This window comes from Saliniferula longa (genome assembly GCF_050789285.1).
In the GTDB taxonomy this organism is placed as follows: domain Bacteria; phylum Pseudomonadota; class Alphaproteobacteria; order Rhodobacterales; family Rhodobacteraceae; genus CAVPWP01.
Map to the genome: position 1 here is coordinate 195601 of NZ_JBOUVX010000001.1, position 15215 is coordinate 210815.

The window sequence follows — 15215 nt, forward strand, 5'->3', positions numbered from 1 at the left end:
CTAGGCTTGCCCTTGGGGCACAGGGCGCCCCGGGGGCGGAGCGCTTCGGGATGACATCGGCCAATTACGCGGTAGTCGCTCTTGTCATCCACGTTTCGCTTCTTGCGGTGTTCATCACGCGCGCCCTTTTGCGGCCCAACCGCGAGCCGTCGTCCCGGGTGGCCTGGGTCCTTGTGATCCTCGCGGTGCCGGCGCTTGGCATTCTGGCCTACATCCTGCTTGGCGAAACGAATGTCGGCCGCCGGAAGGTGGCCCGTTACCGCGAGATCAGCGCGCGGCTTTTCGAGAAGGCGCGAACCCTGAACGACGCCGCCTTCTACGAAAAGGTCGATCCCGAGCATCGCCACCTCTTTCGCCTGGGCCAGTCGATCAGCCACTTCCGTCCGCGCGGTGGCAATACCGCGCATCTGATGGAAGACTCGGCCGCGACGGTCGACGCGATGGTCGCCGACATCGACGCCGCCCGCGACCACGTGCACATCCTGTTCTATATCTGGCTGACCGACAACAACGGGCTGAAGGTCGTCGAGGCAGCGAAGCGGGCTGCGCTGCGTGGGGTCACGGTGCGCGCCATGGCCGACGATCTTGGCTCGCGCGGGCTTATCCGGTCGATGCACTGGACGGACATGGCCGATGCCGGCGTCCGCCTTGCCCGGGCGCTGCCCATCGGCAACCCGTTCCTGCGCCCGATCAAGGGGCGGATCGACCTGCGCAATCACCGCAAGATCCTGGTGATCGACAACCGCGTGACCTATTGCGGCAGCCAGAACTGCGCCGACCCCGAGTTCCTCGTGAAGGCGAAATACGCGCCGTGGGTCGATCTGATGGTCCGCTTCGAGGGGCCGGTGGCAATGCAGAACCAGGCGCTGTTCCTGCAGGACTGGATGACCCACGTGCCCGAGGATCTGACGGGGATTCTGCGGGATCCCGGCGACGGCGCGGACGGCGTCGTCGCACAGGTGATCGGAACCGGGCCCACCGTGCGTCCTTCGGCCATGCCCGAGATGTTCGAGGCGCTGATGCACGCGGCCCGTGACGAGCTTGTGATCACGACGCCCTACTACGTGCCCTCCGAGTCGATGCAGTCCGCGATCCGCGCGGCGGGGCAGAGGGGGGTCGACACCGTCCTGGTCCTTCCCGCGCGCAACGACAGCTGGATCGTCTCGGCCGCCAGCCGCAGCTACTATGCCGACCTGCTGCAAGCCGGCGTGCGTGTCTTCGAGTATCAGAAGGGCCTGCTGCATGCGAAGACCCTGACAATCGACGGAAAGGTGGCGCTGATCGGTTCGGCCAACCTCGACCGGCGCAGCTTCGACCTGAACTACGAGAACAACATTCTTCTGGAATGCCGGGACCTGACCGCCGCGATCAGAACGCGCCAGCAGGACTACCTGGCGGACTCGCGGGAACTTCACGCAGACGAGGTCCGCGGCTGGAGCGCGCCACGCCGGCTGTGGAACAACACGATCGGAATGATGGGGCCCGTTCTCTAGCGACCGGGCCCCTGCAGGGTGGCTGGCCTCAGCCCGCCACGAGGCCCATCTGCTCGAGTTTCAGAAGCACCTGGTGCGCGCAGTGATCGACCTCGACGTTCTCGGTGTCGAGACGCAGTTCGGGGGTCTCGGGCACGTCGTAGGGATCCGAGATGCCGGTGAACTCCTTGATCTTGCCTTCGCGCGCCAGTCGGTAAAGACCCTTGCGGTCGCGCCGCTCGCATTCCTCGAGGCTGGTTGCGACATGCACCTCGACGAAGGCGCCATACTGCTCGATCTCTTCGCGGACCGCCCGGCGGGTCGTCGCATAGGGTGCGATGGGCGCGCAGATGGCGATGCCGCCGTTCTTGGTGATCTCGCTGGCGACGAAGCCGATGCGGCGGATGTTGAGGTCGCGATGCTCTTTCGAGAAGCCAAGCTCGGACGACAGGTTCTTGCGCACCACATCCCCGTCAAGCAGCGTGACCGGGCGCCCGCCCATCTCCATCAGCTTGACCATGAGGGCGTTGGCGATCGTCGACTTGCCCGAGCCCGAGAAGCCCGTGAAGAATACCGTGAAGCCCTGCTGCGAGCGCGGCGGATAGCGGCGGCGCAGTTCGTTCACAACCTCGGGGAACGAGAACCACTCGGGGATCTCAAGCCCCTCGCGCAGGCGGCGGCGAAGCTCGGTGCCTGAGATGTCAAGGATCGTTGCCCCGTCCGTCACCTCGTCACGGGGTTCGTACTGGGCACGTTCCTGGACATAGACCATCTGTTTGAAATCGACCATCTCGATGCCGATTTCCTTCTGGTGCTGGGCGAAAAGCTCTTGCGCGGCGTAGGGGTCGTAGAAATCCTGGCCCTGGCTGTTCTTGCCCGGGCCGGCGTGGTCGCGGCCCACGATCATGTGGGTGCAGCCGTGGTTGCGACGGATGATTCCGTGCCAGACGGCCTCGCGCGGACCAGCCATGCGCATGGCAAGGTTGAGAAGGCTCATCGTCGTCGTCGCGGCCGGATATTTGTCGAGCACCGCCTCGTAGCAGCGCACGCGGGTGAAGTGGTCGACGTCGCCCGGTTTCGTCATGCCGACGACGGGATGGATCAGAAGGTTGGCCTCGGCTTCACGCGCGGCGCGGAAGGTCAGTTCCTGGTGCGCGCGGTGCAGCGGGTTGCGGGTCTGGAAGGCCACGATGCGCCGCCAGCCCAGCTTGCGAAAATAGGCGCGCAGTTCGTTCGGCGTGTCGCGGCGGGCCTTGAAGTCGTAGTGGACGGGCTGCTGGATGCCGGTGATCGGGCCGCCAAGATAGACCGGCCCGGCCGTGTGATGCAGGTAGTTGACCGCCGGATGGGCAAGGTCGTTCGCGCCGAAGACCTTTTCGGCCTCGCGCGCCTTGTCGGGGCTCCACTTGTCGGTGACCGACATGATCGCAAGGATCACGCCTTCCTGGTCGCGCAGCGCGATGTCCTGGCCGGGTTCGACGGTGCCTGCGAATTTCTCGCTCACGTCCAGGGTGATCGGGATGGGCCAGAGCGTGCCGTCCGCGGTGCGCATGTTCTCGACCACGCCGTCGTAGTCGGCTTCGGTCTGGAAGCCCTTGAGCGGGTGGAAGCCGCCGTTCATCAGAAGCTCGAGGTCACAGATCTGGCGGGGGGTCAGATCCCATGACGGAAGCTCGCCGGCTTCGACCTTCAGCTTCTGCGCGCTGTCATAGGAGACGTAGAGTTCCGGGATCGGGACAAGATTGGGGAGTTGCATCAACACACTCGCATCAAGGGCAAAAGGCGCGGGCTGTCGCGCCGAAGAGGGTTCGCGCGCCACCTACTCCTGCGCCACGCCCGGCACAACCCGTGCCGCAGCGGTCGCGCGAAAACGGAGTGTTCCCTATGTCCTGCGGGTGACGGTGCCGCGAGGCCCGGCAGGGGGCAGCTGGCGCGCAGGCGGGCCTTCCGGTGTTACTCCGCGGCGGCGGCCGCGCCTTGCGCGTCCTGTTCGGCGAGGAACCGCTCGGCCTCGAGCGCGGCCATGCAGCCCATGCCCGCACTCGTCACCGCCTGGCGATAGACGTGATCGGTCAGATCGCCCGCCGCGAAGACCCCGGGAATCGAGGTGGCCGTCGAGTCGGGTTTCGTGACCACATAGCCGCCGTGGTGGGTTTCAAGCTGGTCCCGGACCAGTTCGGATGCCGGCGCATGGCCGATGGCGACGAAGAAGCCCGCGCAGGGAAGCGTGCGGCTTTCGCCGGTCTTGACGTTGCGGACCACCACGCCGTCGACGCCGCGCGGGGTTTCGCTGCCCACGACTTCGGTCACCTCGTGGTCCCAGACGACCTCGACCTTGGGGTTGTTGAACAGGCGGTGCTGCAGGATCTTCTCGGCCCGCAGTTCGTTCCTGCGGTGGACCAGCGTGACCTTCGAGGCGAAGTTCGTCAGGAACAGCGCCTCTTCCACGGCGGTGTTGCCGCCGCCGATCACGACGACGTCCTTGCCGCGATAGAAGAACCCGTCGCAGGTTGCGCAGGCCGAGACGCCGAAGCCCTTGAAATGTTCCTCCGACGGCAGCCCCAGCCACTTCGCCTGCGCGCCCGTCGCCAGGATCACCGCGTCGGCGGTGTAGGTCGTGCCGCTGTCGCCCTGCGCGGCGAAGGGGCGCCGCGACAGGTCGATGCTCTGGATGTGGTCGGCGATGATTTCGGTTCCCATGGCCCGGGCGTGGGCCTCCATCCGCACCATGAGGTCCGGCCCCTGCACCTCGGTGTCGCCGGGCCAGTTCTCGACCTCGGTGGTGATGGTAAGCTGCCCGCCGGGCTGGATGCCCTGGATCAGCACGGGGTTCAGCATGGCGCGCGAGGCATAGACGCCCGCGGTGTAACCTGCGGGACCCGACCCGATGATCAGGACCCGGGCATGCTTCTTGTCGGACATCTCGATCCTCCTGACAGCTTGGCGGCCAGACGGATATAGACGGCGCCCGCGCGGTGCGGAACCCCCGGCGCATGCGAAACGGGCCAGGCGAAACGGTTCGCGTGAAACGGCGGGCGCTTTCGCGCCCGCCGTCTTGGCTCTCGGTAGTAGGGGTGGGATCCTCGCAAACCAGGACGCGCCCGGCGCTGTCGGCGGTATGGTCGCCGTCGGTGGAGGGCTATCGGTGCACGACGGTCAGTGCACGATCGACTCTTCCTTGACGAACATGTTGGCCCAGGCGCGTTCGACCAATGCCGGCGACATCTGGTAGGGGATGCCTTCGAATTCGCAGATGGCGATCATCTGGTCGATCAGGAACACCGGCTGGTAGTTCGCATAGATATTGTCGATCGTCGGATACTTCTCGCGCATCAGGTAGATCAGCGTCTCTTCGTCCAGCGGGATCTTCTTCTTCTTCGCCACCATCGCGAAGATCTTCAGGAAATCCTGCTGGTTCGGCCCGTCGATCTTGATCTTGAAGAAGATCCGGCGAAGCGCCGCCTTGTCGAAGATCTCGTTGGGGTGGAAGTTGGTCGAGAAGATCACCAGCGTGTCGAACGGCACTTCGAATTTTTCGCCCGACTGAAGCGCCAGGATGTCCTTGCCCTCTTCCAGCGGGACGATCCAGCGGTTGATCAGCGCCTGAGGCGGTTCTTCCTGGCGGCCAAGGTCGTCGACGATGAAGACCCCTCCGGTCGCCTTCAGCTGCAGCGGGGCCTGGTAGGTGCGCGCCGTCGGGTTGTAGACAAGGTCGAGCATCGACAGACTGAGTTCGCCCCCGGTGATCACCGTCGGGCGTTCGCACAACACATAGCGCGTGTCATAGCGATTGCCGGTGCGACGCAGCGAGTTCGGGTCGTCGACAAGTTCTTCGGCAGCCGAATGCACGATCGGGTCGTAGACCGTGATGACCTGACCCGCGTATTCGATCGCGCGGGGCACATAGATCTTGTCGCCCAGCGCGTTGCGGATCCCGTTCGAGATCGACGACTTGCCGTTGCCCGGGGGACCGTACATTAGGATCGACCGTCCCGCGCTGACCGCCGGGCCAAGGTGGTCAAGCAGTTCGGGCGGCAGGATCAGGTGGCCCATCGCGCCTGTCAGCTGGTCGCGCGTGATCTGGATGTTGCGGATCGACTGGCGCTTGACCTGTTCGGCATAGACCTGCATCGGCACGGGCATCGCGCCGTAGTATTCCGACTGCGACAGCGCATCGAGCGCGCGCGCCTTGCCGCTGTCGGTCAGCTGATAGCCCATCTCGCCGCCCGAGTTGGCGTGCAGCGTCCCGGTCGCCTGGACAAGCTTCTGGCCGCGGGCAAGGTCCACCAGTTCCTGGGTGACCGGCACCGGCAGGCAGATCGCGCGCGACAACTCGGTCACGAGTTCAAGGTTCATGCGGAACATGGTCTTGAGCAGGATGTCCCGCATCATGACCGTGGTAAGCTTCATTTCCGAAAGGCTGCGCGGCGCCGGGGGGGCCATCACGCCGGTGGTCTGCATGTTCATCCTGAACCGCTCCGCAACTGCTGTCTCTGCCGATGGCGGGGCGCCACGCGCTGCGGGCGCGCGCAAATCACCCTGCCGATCCTTCGCATCGTGATGCCGGGTCAATGTGGCCAAATGATGAAGACACGCGGCCGGGGCCGCCAGAAAGCGGTCGCAATCGGCGTTCAGGCCGGGGTGCGCAGGGCCAGCGCGAGATACCCCACCAGCGTTCCCGACAGGGCCAGTCCCATGGGAAAGTCCTTGCGCGTCCAGCTTTCCCATCCGGGAAAGGCCCGGCGCACCGCGGGGATGCGGCGCACGGCGCGGTGGGTGATGAAGGCCGCGATCAGCACGGCGGAAAACAGGATCAGCACGAAAAGCCAGTCCGCCAGCGCGAAGAAGGGCGCCATCGCCGCGGCGAACTTGGCGTCCCCCGCGCCAAGCGCCCCCGTGAGGTTGAGAAGAAATCCCACCAGCAGAACCACCACGAGGTGACTCCACCGCCACAGGTACTCGGGCAGGGGCAGGACAAGCACGCCCACCACGGCGAAGACCGCCGTCAGGGCGAGGACCGCCTTGTTGGGGATCTTCATCGTGGCCATGTCGCTCCACGCCACCCACAGCGCGATGGGCAGCGTGGTGATCAGGAACCACAGCGCGGCGTCGGGATAGGCCATGCCCCGCCGATCAGCCGCGGACGTTACCTTCCAGCGCCTCGAGACTGCGCACCGCGGCCTCGAAATGCTGGGGATGTGTCTCGATCGCGTCGTTGAGCAACGCCTTGCCGGTCGTCACGTCGCCCTGCTTGATCGCCGACAGCGCAAGCGTGTGCAGAAGCTGCGCCTTTTCCGTCTGCGTCATCGGGATGATGGGCATGTCGTACTTGCGCTGCGCCCCCCGCGCGAGGACGAGGTTGTTCTTGGTGGTGAAGACCGAGGGATCGTACCCGATCGATTCGGCAAAGAGCTTCTCGGCCTGGGCGAAATCGCCGCGCGACAGTTTCGAATAGCCCCAGTTGTTCAGCACGCCGCCGGGGCGGGTCGTCAGTCCCACGGCAATCTCGTAGAAGCTGTCGGCCTTCTGCCATTCCTTGTTGCTGTCGGCCACCATCGCCTCGAGGCGGTAGCGCTGGAAGGTCTCGAAGGTCGGTGGAATCTTGTCAAGCTGCGCCTCGGCCTCGTCCCAGTCGCCGTTGCGGATCAGTGCATCGGCATAACCCAGTCTGTCGTCGGGGGTGGCGTCGGGCATGCTCACCACGCGCTCCCAGGCCTGGGCGGCCTCGCGCGGGCGCTTGGCCCGGATCAGCGCCAGCGCAAGCCCGCGCTGAAGATCGATCCTGTCAGGCTGCTCGGTCGAAGCGCGGACGAAGTAGTTCACGGCCTCTTCCGGATCGGCGGCCTGAAGCATGACGTCGTTCAGCCCCGATTCGTCGATCACGTTGACCGCGTCGATCGCGCGTTCCACATCGGTGTCGGCGGACTTGTCGCATGCCGACAGCGCCACGGCGCTGCCAAGGCAGAGTGAAACGAAGATTGCGTGGCGCATGTGCCTGCGTCCTTTTCCTGCTCGATCCCTTCGCTTATGGCGTCGGCAGAAGCAGGAATTCTCCCGGTCCGCGGCGCACCAGTGCGAAGTTTGTATCTTGCTCAGGGTACTCGGGATTCTCGATTTTTGCGAGAGCAAGCCGAAGATTGTCCCGGATTTCGGCACTTTGGCCACTATCAAGCGCGAAGGCGGTGCGGAAGACACGGCTGGCTTCGCCGTATTCGCCCTTCTCCATCAGCACGACCCCAAGGTTGTTCCAGGCCGGCGCGAAGCGTTCGTCCTTCTCGATCGCCTGACGCAGAAGGTCCTCGGCCTGGCCCAGGCGCCCAAGCTTCAGGTTCGCCGACCCCACCGCGGACAGCACGTCGACGGTCATCCCCTGTTCGGCTGCGGCACGGGCGTAAGCGCGGATTGCCAGCTCGTACTCGCCCGCGGCCATCAGGCGATGGCCCACGATCAGGCCGTCGACGCTTTCGCCGCGCGGGTCGATCCCGGAGGGCGCGAACGGGCCTGGCGCCGATGACGCAAAACCGCCTGCGGTATCGCAGGCGGCCAGCGCGAGCATCGCGATGAGCGGCCAAGGCCCGGGTCTTGCCATCTGCCCCTAGAAGTTCGCTGCCTTCAGCGTCTGGACAATCTCGTACACCGACGGGCCGATCAGGATGATCAGAAGTGGCGGCACCGTCAGCATCATTGTGGCAAGGGTCATCTTCGTCGGCAAGGTGTTTGCCTTCTCTTCGGCCCGCATCACCCGCTTGTCCCGCATTTCCGACGCATAGACGCGCAGCGCCTCGGCGATCGAGGTGCCGAAGGCGGCCGACTGGATCATCACGGTCACGAAGCTCGACACGTCGGTGACGCCGGCGCGTTCGGCCATGTCGCGAAGCACTTGCGTCTTGTCCTTGCCGGCCTTCATTTCCTGGCTGACGATCTCGAACTCGTCGGCAAGTGCGGGGAAGCCTGGGCGGATCTCCTTCGAGACGCGGATGATCGCCTGGTCCATCGACTGCCCGGCCTCGACGCAGACCAGCATCATGTCAAGCGCGTCGGGAAAGCCGTTGGTGATGGCTTGCTGACGTTCGGCCTGACGGCGCGTCACCCAGTACTTCGGCGCCATGTAGCCGATCACCCCGGGCAGCAGCGCGGTCATGATCAGCGAACTGGTCGACGGATCGCCGGTCGCGCTTTTCAGCACGACAAGGGCAAGACCGAAGATCATCAGGCCGATGCCAAGCGCGAACTGGAGGAAATGGTAGGTCCGCACCGCGTCCTTCGAGCGGTAGCCGGCCTGAAGCAGCTTCAGCCGGACGGCCGAGTATTCCTTTTCGTCCTGCGGCTCGAGGAAGGTCGAGTACTTGTCGAGCTTGGCGTTCTTGGCGTTGGTCCGCAGCGCGGCCTTGCCGTCTTGGCGCGCGTTCCCGCCCTTGGCGGTCTCGCGCAGCTTGTCGAGGGGGTCCTTCTGCCGGCGCAACAGGGCCGGCAGGGTCAAGAGGATCAGCAGGACCCCAAGGATGCCCACCGCGATCAGCGGGCCGAAGGGGCCAAGGCTGCCGGTGAGAAACGCGTTGATGTTTTCGGGCATGACCGTTCCTCAAACCTTGATGTTCACGAGATGCCGCATCACGAAGACGTTGGCGACGAGGAAGGCGGCGACGACGAGGCAGGCCGGGATGAACAGGGCAGTCTCCTTGACGTCGTCGTAATAGTTGGGCTGGATCACGTTGATCCCGACCAGGGCGACGATCGGGAAGATCGACAGGAACATGCCTGACCACTTCGCTTCGGCGGTGATCGCCTTGACGCGGCGGAACAGCTTGAAGCGTGATCGGATCACCTTGGCCAGACCGTCGAGGATTTCGGCGAGGTTGCCGCCCGATGTCTGCTGGATCGTGACGGCGACCGCGAGGAAGCGCAGATCCTGCATGTCAAGCCGCTCGGCCATCGACTTCAGCGCGTCGCCGACGTCGCGGCCATAGGCGGCCTCGTCCGAGATGACGCCCATTTCGGTCGCCAGCGGGTCGGGGATTTCCTTGGCCACGATTCCCAAAGCCGACGAGAACGGATGGCCCACGCGCAGGCTGCGCACCATCAGTTCCACCGCGTCCGGCAGTTGCTCCTCGATCATTCCAAGGCGCTTTTTCGCGGTGTTGCTGACCCAGATGAAGACCGCGCCCACGCCCATCGCCACGGCGACGATGATGCGCACGATCACGCCCGCGCCGGTGCCGAAGGTCAGGCCGATGAAGGCCACCACCGACAAGAGCACCATCATCAGCACAAGCTGTGTCGGCGTGAAGGCGATGTTGGCCTTCTGCGCCTTGTCCGCCAGCATCGCGTAAAGCGGGATCGACCGCGATTTCATGTGCTGGCTCATCTCCTTGCGGAGCTGTTCGAGCACCTGTTCGCGGCCCGCGCCCTTCTCGAGCATCTCGAGGCGGCGGTTCACCCGGCTGTTGAGGCTGATCGACTTGCCGAAGACCGTCAGGTAGATGCCCTGCACAAGCGCCAGGACCCCGACGAAGATCAGGCCGTAGATGATCGGTTCGATGCTGATGACCATGGGGCCTACTCCGCTGCGAAGGGTTCGAAGATGCTTGCGGGAAGGTCGTAGCCCCACATGCGGAAACGTTCCGAGAAGTGGCTGCGCACCCCGGTGGCGGTGAAATGCCCGATGATCTTGTTGTCGGGCGTCAGGCCGACGCGCTGGTAGCGGAAGATCTCCTGCATCGAGATGACTTCGCCTTCCATCCCGGTGATCTCGGTGATCGAGACCATCCGGCGCGAGCCGTCCTGAAGGCGGCTGGCCTGGACGATCAGGTTGACGGCGCTGGCGATCTGGCTGCGCACGGCCTTGATCGGCATCTCGATGCCGGCCATGGCGATCATGTTTTCAAGGCGGCTGACGCCGTCGCGGGCCGAGTTCGCGTGGATCGTGGTCATCGATCCGTCGTGGCCCGTGTTCATGGCCTGAAGCATGTCGATGACTTCTTCGCCCCGGGTTTCGCCGACGATGATGCGGTCCGGGCGCATCCGCAGCGCGTTGCGCAGACAGTCACGCTGGGTGACGGCGCCCTTGCCCTCGACGTTCGGGGGTCGGCTTTCCATCCGGCCCACATGGGTCTGTTGCAGCTGAAGTTCCGCCGTATCCTCGATCGTCAGGATGCGTTCGGCATCGTCGATGAAGGACGACAGCGCGTTCAGCGTGGTCGTCTTGCCCGAACCCGTACCGCCGGAGACGATGATGTTGAGCCGGGTGGCGACCGCGGCCTGAAGATAGGCGGCCATCTCTTCGGTGAAGGCGCCGAAGCTCACCAGGTCGTCGACGGCGAGCTTCTCCTTCTTGAATTTCCGGATCGAGACAAGGCTTCCGTCCACCGCGATCGGCGGCACCATGGCGTTGAAGCGCGACCCGTCGGCCAGACGGGCGTCGACATAGGGGTTCGATTCGTCGACCCGCCGGCCGACGGCGGACACGATCTTGTCGATGATGCGCAGCAGGTGACGCTCGTCCTTGAAGGTGATGTCGGTCAGCTGCAGCTTGCCCGCGCGTTCGACGAAGATCTGGCGCGGCCCGTTGACGAGGATATCGTTGACTGTGTCGTCCTTCAGCAACGGCTCGAGCGGGCCAAGGCCCGTCACTTCGTCGAACAGCTCCTGGTTCAGGGCCGCGCGTTCGTCGCGGTTGAGAACGACGCCCATCTCTTCAAGGCGCTCGCCCGAGATCGCGATGATCTCGGCGCGCAGTTCCTGCTCGCTCGCCGTTTCCAGTGCCGACAGGTTGAGGTTGTCGAGAAGGGACTTGTGAAGCTCGACCTTGATCTCGGACAGCCGTTCCTTGCGCTTCTTCTCCTTGTCGACCGGGGCGGCCTGCGCCGCCACGGGGGCGGGCTTGCGCTGCACTGCGGTCGACCGCGATGCGGACGACGCGCCCGGCGCGGCCCCGCCGCCGCCCTGGATGGTCTTGAGTTCGGGTGCCTGCGGTTTGCCGTCACCTGACTTGCGATATTTCGAGAACACGGCTTTGACCCCTTGGGACTGATTCAGCCGCCCGCGGCCACGGACTGGTTGAGTTCGTGAACGGAGGTGGCGAGTTTGTGGATTTCCTTGCGAAGCGGATTTTTCGCGGCCATCTCGGCCAGTGGAAGACCGTGGTCGTTGGCCTGCACGACCTGGCGGCCGCCGTCGGGCATCTGCACCTCGACCTGGATGTCGAGGCTTTCGGCAAGCCGCTTGACGCGGCTCTTGCCGCTGAGGTCGGTGAATTTCGGCGCCCGATTCAGGACATAGCGCAGCTTTTGATAGGGCAGTTCGTCACCCTTCAGCGCGCGGATCATCCGCAGCGTGTTCTGCGCCGAGCGCAGGTCAAGCTCGAGCATGGCGAAATAGACGTGGGCGGAATGCAGCACCGTCTCGGTCCACATCACCACGGTGCTCGGCATGTCGATCACTACGTAGTCGAAGTTCGATGCCGCCGTCGCGATCAGCCGTTGCACGTCTTCCTGCGAGATGAAGTCAAGTGGCAGAAGCTCGTTCGGGGCGGTCAGGACATGCAGCTTCTCGTTATAGGTCAGCAGCGCCTGCATGAAGGACTCGCTGTCCATCGAGGACGTGTCCTGCAGCAGTTCGAGCACCGCGTCCCGGCGCGGCAGGTCAAGATAGGTCGAGGCCGATCCGAACTGCAGGTCAAGGTCCAGAAGGCAGACGCGCGGCGGGTTGTCCTTGTCGATGTTGGCCAGTTCCCAGGCGAGGTTCACCGCGAAGGTCGTGGCGCCCACGCCGCCGGCAAGGCCGTGCACGGGCAGGACGACGCCGTCCTTGTCGCCAGTGGCCTTCAGCTTGTTGCGCATCTGGTCGGGAATGTCGCTTTCCGGCGGGCGCTTGGCGGCCTCGCGCATCCGCTCGATCGCGTCGTGAAGCGCGCCATCGGGAAGCGGGTAGGGCACGAATTCCTCTGCCCCGAGCTTGAGAAGCTGGTGCAGGGCGATCGGGCTGACGTCCTCGGCGATCAGGAGCACCTTGATCCCGCGCTGCGAGGCGGTCTTGATGATCTCGGCGATCGTCTCGATCTTGTCCTCGTCTTCAGAGTCCATCGCCACCGCGACGAATTCGAGCGTGTCGGCCTCGGCCTGGCGGAGAAAGACGTTCGCATCCTGGAAGGTCAGGTCCCCCCAGCTTTCGCCGCATTCGGTTTCCATGTCCTCGATCAGGAGGTCGAAATTCTGAACATCCCGGCTGATCGTGCAGGCCACGATCGGTGCCGGTTCTGGCTGAAGTGCCGCTGTCCTCGTCATAATACCTCTCGTCCTTCCGCGGGTGCCTGCGGCGGCGCGTTCTGCGGCCGCCTCCTCACCAGGGGGAGTCAAAATTCGCGCGCGGAGATTCGCGCACACCACTCCCACCCGATGAAGGTCGTGGGGAATGGTGGCGACATTGAGGCTAAAAAAACGTAATTATTCGGAATTTCCGAACGATTTGGGCGGCCGTCGATCCGACGGCCGCCCATTGTATTCTTGCTCCGTTTCCGCCCCGAGGAGAACCCGGCGGGGGGATCAGCCGCCGCCTGCGTCCGAGATCTGGGAGATGGTGGTCTCGTTGCTCGGCGGCGCCTCGGTCGCGCTGGCGACGTATTCGCGGTAGATGATCCGCGCGTACTTCCCGTCCATCACCGTTGGATGGCGCTGGACGAAGCCGCTGACCTCGGTCACGGTCCGGCGGTTGCGCCGCTCGGGCTCGGGCGTGACGATCAGCGGTTGGGTCAGACCTTTCGACACCAGCGCCTCGAGCCGCGACCGGCTGATGCCCTGGCTGACCAGGTAGCTGACCACTGCCTCGGCGCGGCGCCGGCCGAGCGCTTCGTTGTAGGCGGCCGAGCCGACCAGGTCGGTGTGGCCATAGACGCGGAAGCGGACCTCGGGGAACTGCTTGATCCAGTCCGCCTGGCGGCGAAGGACCGCCCGGGCCTCATCGTCGAGCACGGCGCTGTCGAAGGCGAAGTTCACCATCGTCGGCACCTGTTCGGCGAAGCGCGCGTTCAGGTCGATGACCATCTGCCCGGTCTGCACCATGGTGTTGTTCATGGTCGGGTTGCCGAAGCCACCTTCGTCCACCCAGGACCCGGCCTCGGTTCCCCATTCCTCGCCGCAGGCGGCAAGGGAGAGGGCCGAAACGGTCGCGAAGACGATCTTTAGATTGGTCTTCATGGCTCTCACTCCATTACGTAGCCGAAGGACCCCGAGAAGTCCTGCCGGGCGACTTCGCCGGCCCCGCCCGAGAGGGACGATCCGGAAGCGGCGATGCGGCCGTTCAGGAACAGCTCGGACTCTGTCGGCGGACGCACGCGGTCCGTCGGCAGTGCCAGCGCCTCGCCCCGGGTCGGGGACACCAGGTGCGCGGTCACGATGATCACGAGTTCGGACTGCTGGCGTTCATATTCGGCCGAACGGAACAGCGCGCCAAGAACCGGGATGTCCCCAAGCCAAGGCACCTGACCGGCAAGATCGAGGAAGTCGTCCTGCAACAGCCCCGCGATTGCGAAGCTTTCGCCGTCGCGCATCTCGACCGTGGTCTGGGTCTGCCGCACGCGGAAGGCGTTCACGCTGAAGCCTTCGTTCTGGACGGTCACGGTCGTGTCGATGCCCGACACGGCCGCGTCGAGTTGAAGGTTGATCGTGTCGTCGTTCAGCACCCGCGGCGTGAAGGTCAGCTGGACGCCGAAGGGCTTATATTCGATGCCGATCCCGTTGTCGCCGTCGACGACGGGAATGGGGTACTCGCCGCCCGCAAGGAACGAGGCCTGCTGACCGGACAGCGCCGTCAGGTTCGGCTCTGCCAGGGTGCGCGACATCCCCTTCGATTCAAGCGCTTCCAGCAGGACACTCAGCTGGAGGTCGCCGATGGGAAGGGTAAAGGCCATCTGGCCGGTCGCCTCGGCGTTCGGTCGCAACGCGGCCGAGTTCGGCGCGCCGATCGGGGTCAGCGGGACAAGCGACCCCGAGCCGGTGCCGATCGAGATGCCACCGTCGGTCCCCAGGCTGGTCAGCGTCAGACCCGACGACAACTGCTTGCGCACCGACCGCGCCATTTCGGCGAAGCGCACCTTCAGCATGACCTGCTGCGTGCCGCCCACGACCATCAGGTTCGACACCCGTTCGGGGGCATAGCGGTTGGCAAGGTCGATGGCCCGATCCAGAGCCTGGATGGACGAGACCGTTCCCGACAGCACGATGCCGTCGTTGGCGGTGCGAACCTCGATCGCCTCGCCCGGAAGGATCTGCTGCAGACGCTCCTTGAATTCGGCGACGTCGGGGGCGACCTGCACCTCGACGTTGGTGATAAGCCGCCCGTCGGGACCCAGAAGCGTCAGCGTGGTGCGCCCGGGGGCCTTTCCAAGCACGTAGATCGTGCGGTCGGACAGGGTCGAGATGTCGGCGATCGCGGCGTTCGCGATCGAGATTTCTGCGAAGGGAATGTCCGATTCCACCACAACCGCGCGGTTCATCGGAACGTTCAGACTGCTCGATGCCTCGCCCGTCATCACCTGAATCGTCTGGGCGGAAGCGGTTGATACGCCAGTCATCGTTACGGCAAGCCCGAGTAGGGCCGCCTTAAGGAATATGTCGATTTTCATGTGACCTGCCTCTCCGATCACGCCTCAAGGGACGGGTCTTATGCCCGCATTGCCCCGGACGATGAGGCAGTTTGGCATTTATTTCAAGAATCAAGCGTTTGGCGGGGTCACTTTATGTGGAAAAC

Annotated in this window: 13 protein-coding genes; 1 reads left to right on the forward strand and 12 read right to left on the reverse strand. The window is 64.7% G+C overall.

Translation table 11 applies throughout. The annotated features are described in order from the left end of the window. The first annotated feature begins 50 nt into the window (after nt 1–50). Nucleotides 51–1493 carry a cardiolipin synthase gene (gene cls / locus ACRDNQ_RS00840; RefSeq protein WP_431826723.1) on the forward strand — a complete coding sequence of 481 codons (1443 nt, stop codon included), beginning with the start codon at nt 51–53 and terminating at the stop codon, nt 1491–1493. A gap of 28 nt (nt 1494–1521) precedes the next feature. Here cls and ACRDNQ_RS00845 read toward each other — a convergent pair whose 3' ends face one another. From ACRDNQ_RS00845 to ACRDNQ_RS00900, 12 genes are all read right to left on the reverse strand, one after another. Further along, the gene (locus ACRDNQ_RS00845; RefSeq protein WP_431826724.1) at nt 1522–3228 is read right to left on the reverse strand and encodes a bifunctional sulfate adenylyltransferase/adenylylsulfate kinase; all 1707 of its coding nucleotides are present in this window, start codon (nt 3226–3228) and stop codon (nt 1522–1524) included. A gap of 197 nt (nt 3229–3425) precedes the next feature. Next, nucleotides 3426–4394, reverse strand: a complete 969-nt coding sequence (trxB, locus tag ACRDNQ_RS00850; protein ID WP_431826725.1) for a thioredoxin-disulfide reductase — start codon at nt 4392–4394, stop codon at nt 3426–3428. 234 nt (nt 4395–4628) lie between these two features. Further along, nucleotides 4629–5939 (reverse strand): ATPase, encoded by a 1311-nt coding sequence (locus ACRDNQ_RS00855; RefSeq protein ID WP_431826726.1) that lies wholly within the window; start codon nt 5937–5939, stop codon nt 4629–4631. A gap of 164 nt (nt 5940–6103) precedes the next feature. Then, on the reverse strand, nt 6104–6595 hold the full coding sequence (locus ACRDNQ_RS00860; protein ID WP_431826727.1) for a prepilin peptidase: 492 nt from the start codon (nt 6593–6595) through the stop codon (nt 6104–6106). 10 nt (nt 6596–6605) lie between these two features. Continuing rightward, nucleotides 6606–7463 carry a tetratricopeptide repeat protein gene (locus ACRDNQ_RS00865; RefSeq protein WP_431826728.1) on the reverse strand — a complete coding sequence of 286 codons (858 nt, stop codon included), beginning with the start codon at nt 7461–7463 and terminating at the stop codon, nt 6606–6608. Nucleotides 7464–7497: 34 nt separating this feature from the next. Continuing rightward, the gene (locus ACRDNQ_RS00870) at nt 7498–8061 is read right to left on the reverse strand and encodes a tetratricopeptide repeat protein (RefSeq protein WP_431826729.1); all 564 of its coding nucleotides are present in this window, start codon (nt 8059–8061) and stop codon (nt 7498–7500) included. A 6-nt stretch (nt 8062–8067) separates the two neighbouring features. Beyond that, nucleotides 8068–9045: a type II secretion system F family protein gene (locus ACRDNQ_RS00875; RefSeq protein WP_431826730.1), complete on the reverse strand. Its 978-nt coding sequence runs from the start codon at nt 9043–9045 to the stop codon at nt 8068–8070. 9 nt (nt 9046–9054) lie between these two features. After that, complete coding sequence (locus ACRDNQ_RS00880; RefSeq protein ID WP_431826731.1) at nt 9055–10023, reverse strand: type II secretion system F family protein; 969 nt, start codon at nt 10021–10023, stop codon at nt 9055–9057. Between the two features lie 5 nt (nt 10024–10028). After that, nucleotides 10029–11480, reverse strand: coding sequence for a CpaF family protein (locus ACRDNQ_RS00885; protein WP_431826732.1), 1452 nt, complete (start codon nt 11478–11480; stop codon nt 10029–10031). Between the two features lie 23 nt (nt 11481–11503). After that, nucleotides 11504–12754, reverse strand: coding sequence for an AAA family ATPase (locus ACRDNQ_RS00890; RefSeq protein ID WP_431826733.1), 1251 nt, complete (start codon nt 12752–12754; stop codon nt 11504–11506). Nucleotides 12755–13012: 258 nt separating this feature from the next. Then, nucleotides 13013–13663, reverse strand: coding sequence for an OmpA family protein (locus tag ACRDNQ_RS00895; RefSeq protein ID WP_431826734.1), 651 nt, complete (start codon nt 13661–13663; stop codon nt 13013–13015). Between the two features lie 5 nt (nt 13664–13668). Continuing rightward, complete coding sequence (locus ACRDNQ_RS00900) at nt 13669–15090, reverse strand: type II and III secretion system protein family protein (RefSeq protein ID WP_431826735.1); 1422 nt, start codon at nt 15088–15090, stop codon at nt 13669–13671. Between the last annotated feature and the right edge of the window lie 125 nt (nt 15091–15215).

What these genes read in the sequence shown, in the direction of transcription:
- cls (WP_431826723.1), top strand. Translation starts at nt 51, where the DNA reads ATGACATCGGCCAATTACGCGGTAGTCGCTCTTGTCATCCACGTTTCG.
- ACRDNQ_RS00845 (WP_431826724.1), bottom strand. Translation starts at nt 3,228, where the DNA reads ATGCAACTCCCCAATCTTGTCCCGATCCCGGAACTCTACGTCTCCTAT.
- trxB (WP_431826725.1), bottom strand. Translation starts at nt 4,394, where the DNA reads ATGTCCGACAAGAAGCATGCCCGGGTCCTGATCATCGGGTCGGGTCCC.
- ACRDNQ_RS00855 (WP_431826726.1), bottom strand. Translation starts at nt 5,939, where the DNA reads ATGAACATGCAGACCACCGGCGTGATGGCCCCCCCGGCGCCGCGCAGC.
- ACRDNQ_RS00860 (WP_431826727.1), bottom strand. Translation starts at nt 6,595, where the DNA reads ATGGCCTATCCCGACGCCGCGCTGTGGTTCCTGATCACCACGCTGCCC.
- ACRDNQ_RS00865 (WP_431826728.1), bottom strand. Translation starts at nt 7,463, where the DNA reads ATGCGCCACGCAATCTTCGTTTCACTCTGCCTTGGCAGCGCCGTGGCG.
- ACRDNQ_RS00870 (WP_431826729.1), bottom strand. Translation starts at nt 8,061, where the DNA reads ATGGCAAGACCCGGGCCTTGGCCGCTCATCGCGATGCTCGCGCTGGCC.
- ACRDNQ_RS00875 (WP_431826730.1), bottom strand. Translation starts at nt 9,045, where the DNA reads ATGCCCGAAAACATCAACGCGTTTCTCACCGGCAGCCTTGGCCCCTTC.
- ACRDNQ_RS00880 (WP_431826731.1), bottom strand. Translation starts at nt 10,023, where the DNA reads ATGGTCATCAGCATCGAACCGATCATCTACGGCCTGATCTTCGTCGGG.
- ACRDNQ_RS00890 (WP_431826733.1), bottom strand. Translation starts at nt 12,754, where the DNA reads ATGACGAGGACAGCGGCACTTCAGCCAGAACCGGCACCGATCGTGGCC.
- ACRDNQ_RS00895 (WP_431826734.1), bottom strand. Translation starts at nt 13,663, where the DNA reads ATGAAGACCAATCTAAAGATCGTCTTCGCGACCGTTTCGGCCCTCTCC.
- ACRDNQ_RS00900 (WP_431826735.1), bottom strand. Translation starts at nt 15,090, where the DNA reads ATGAAAATCGACATATTCCTTAAGGCGGCCCTACTCGGGCTTGCCGTA.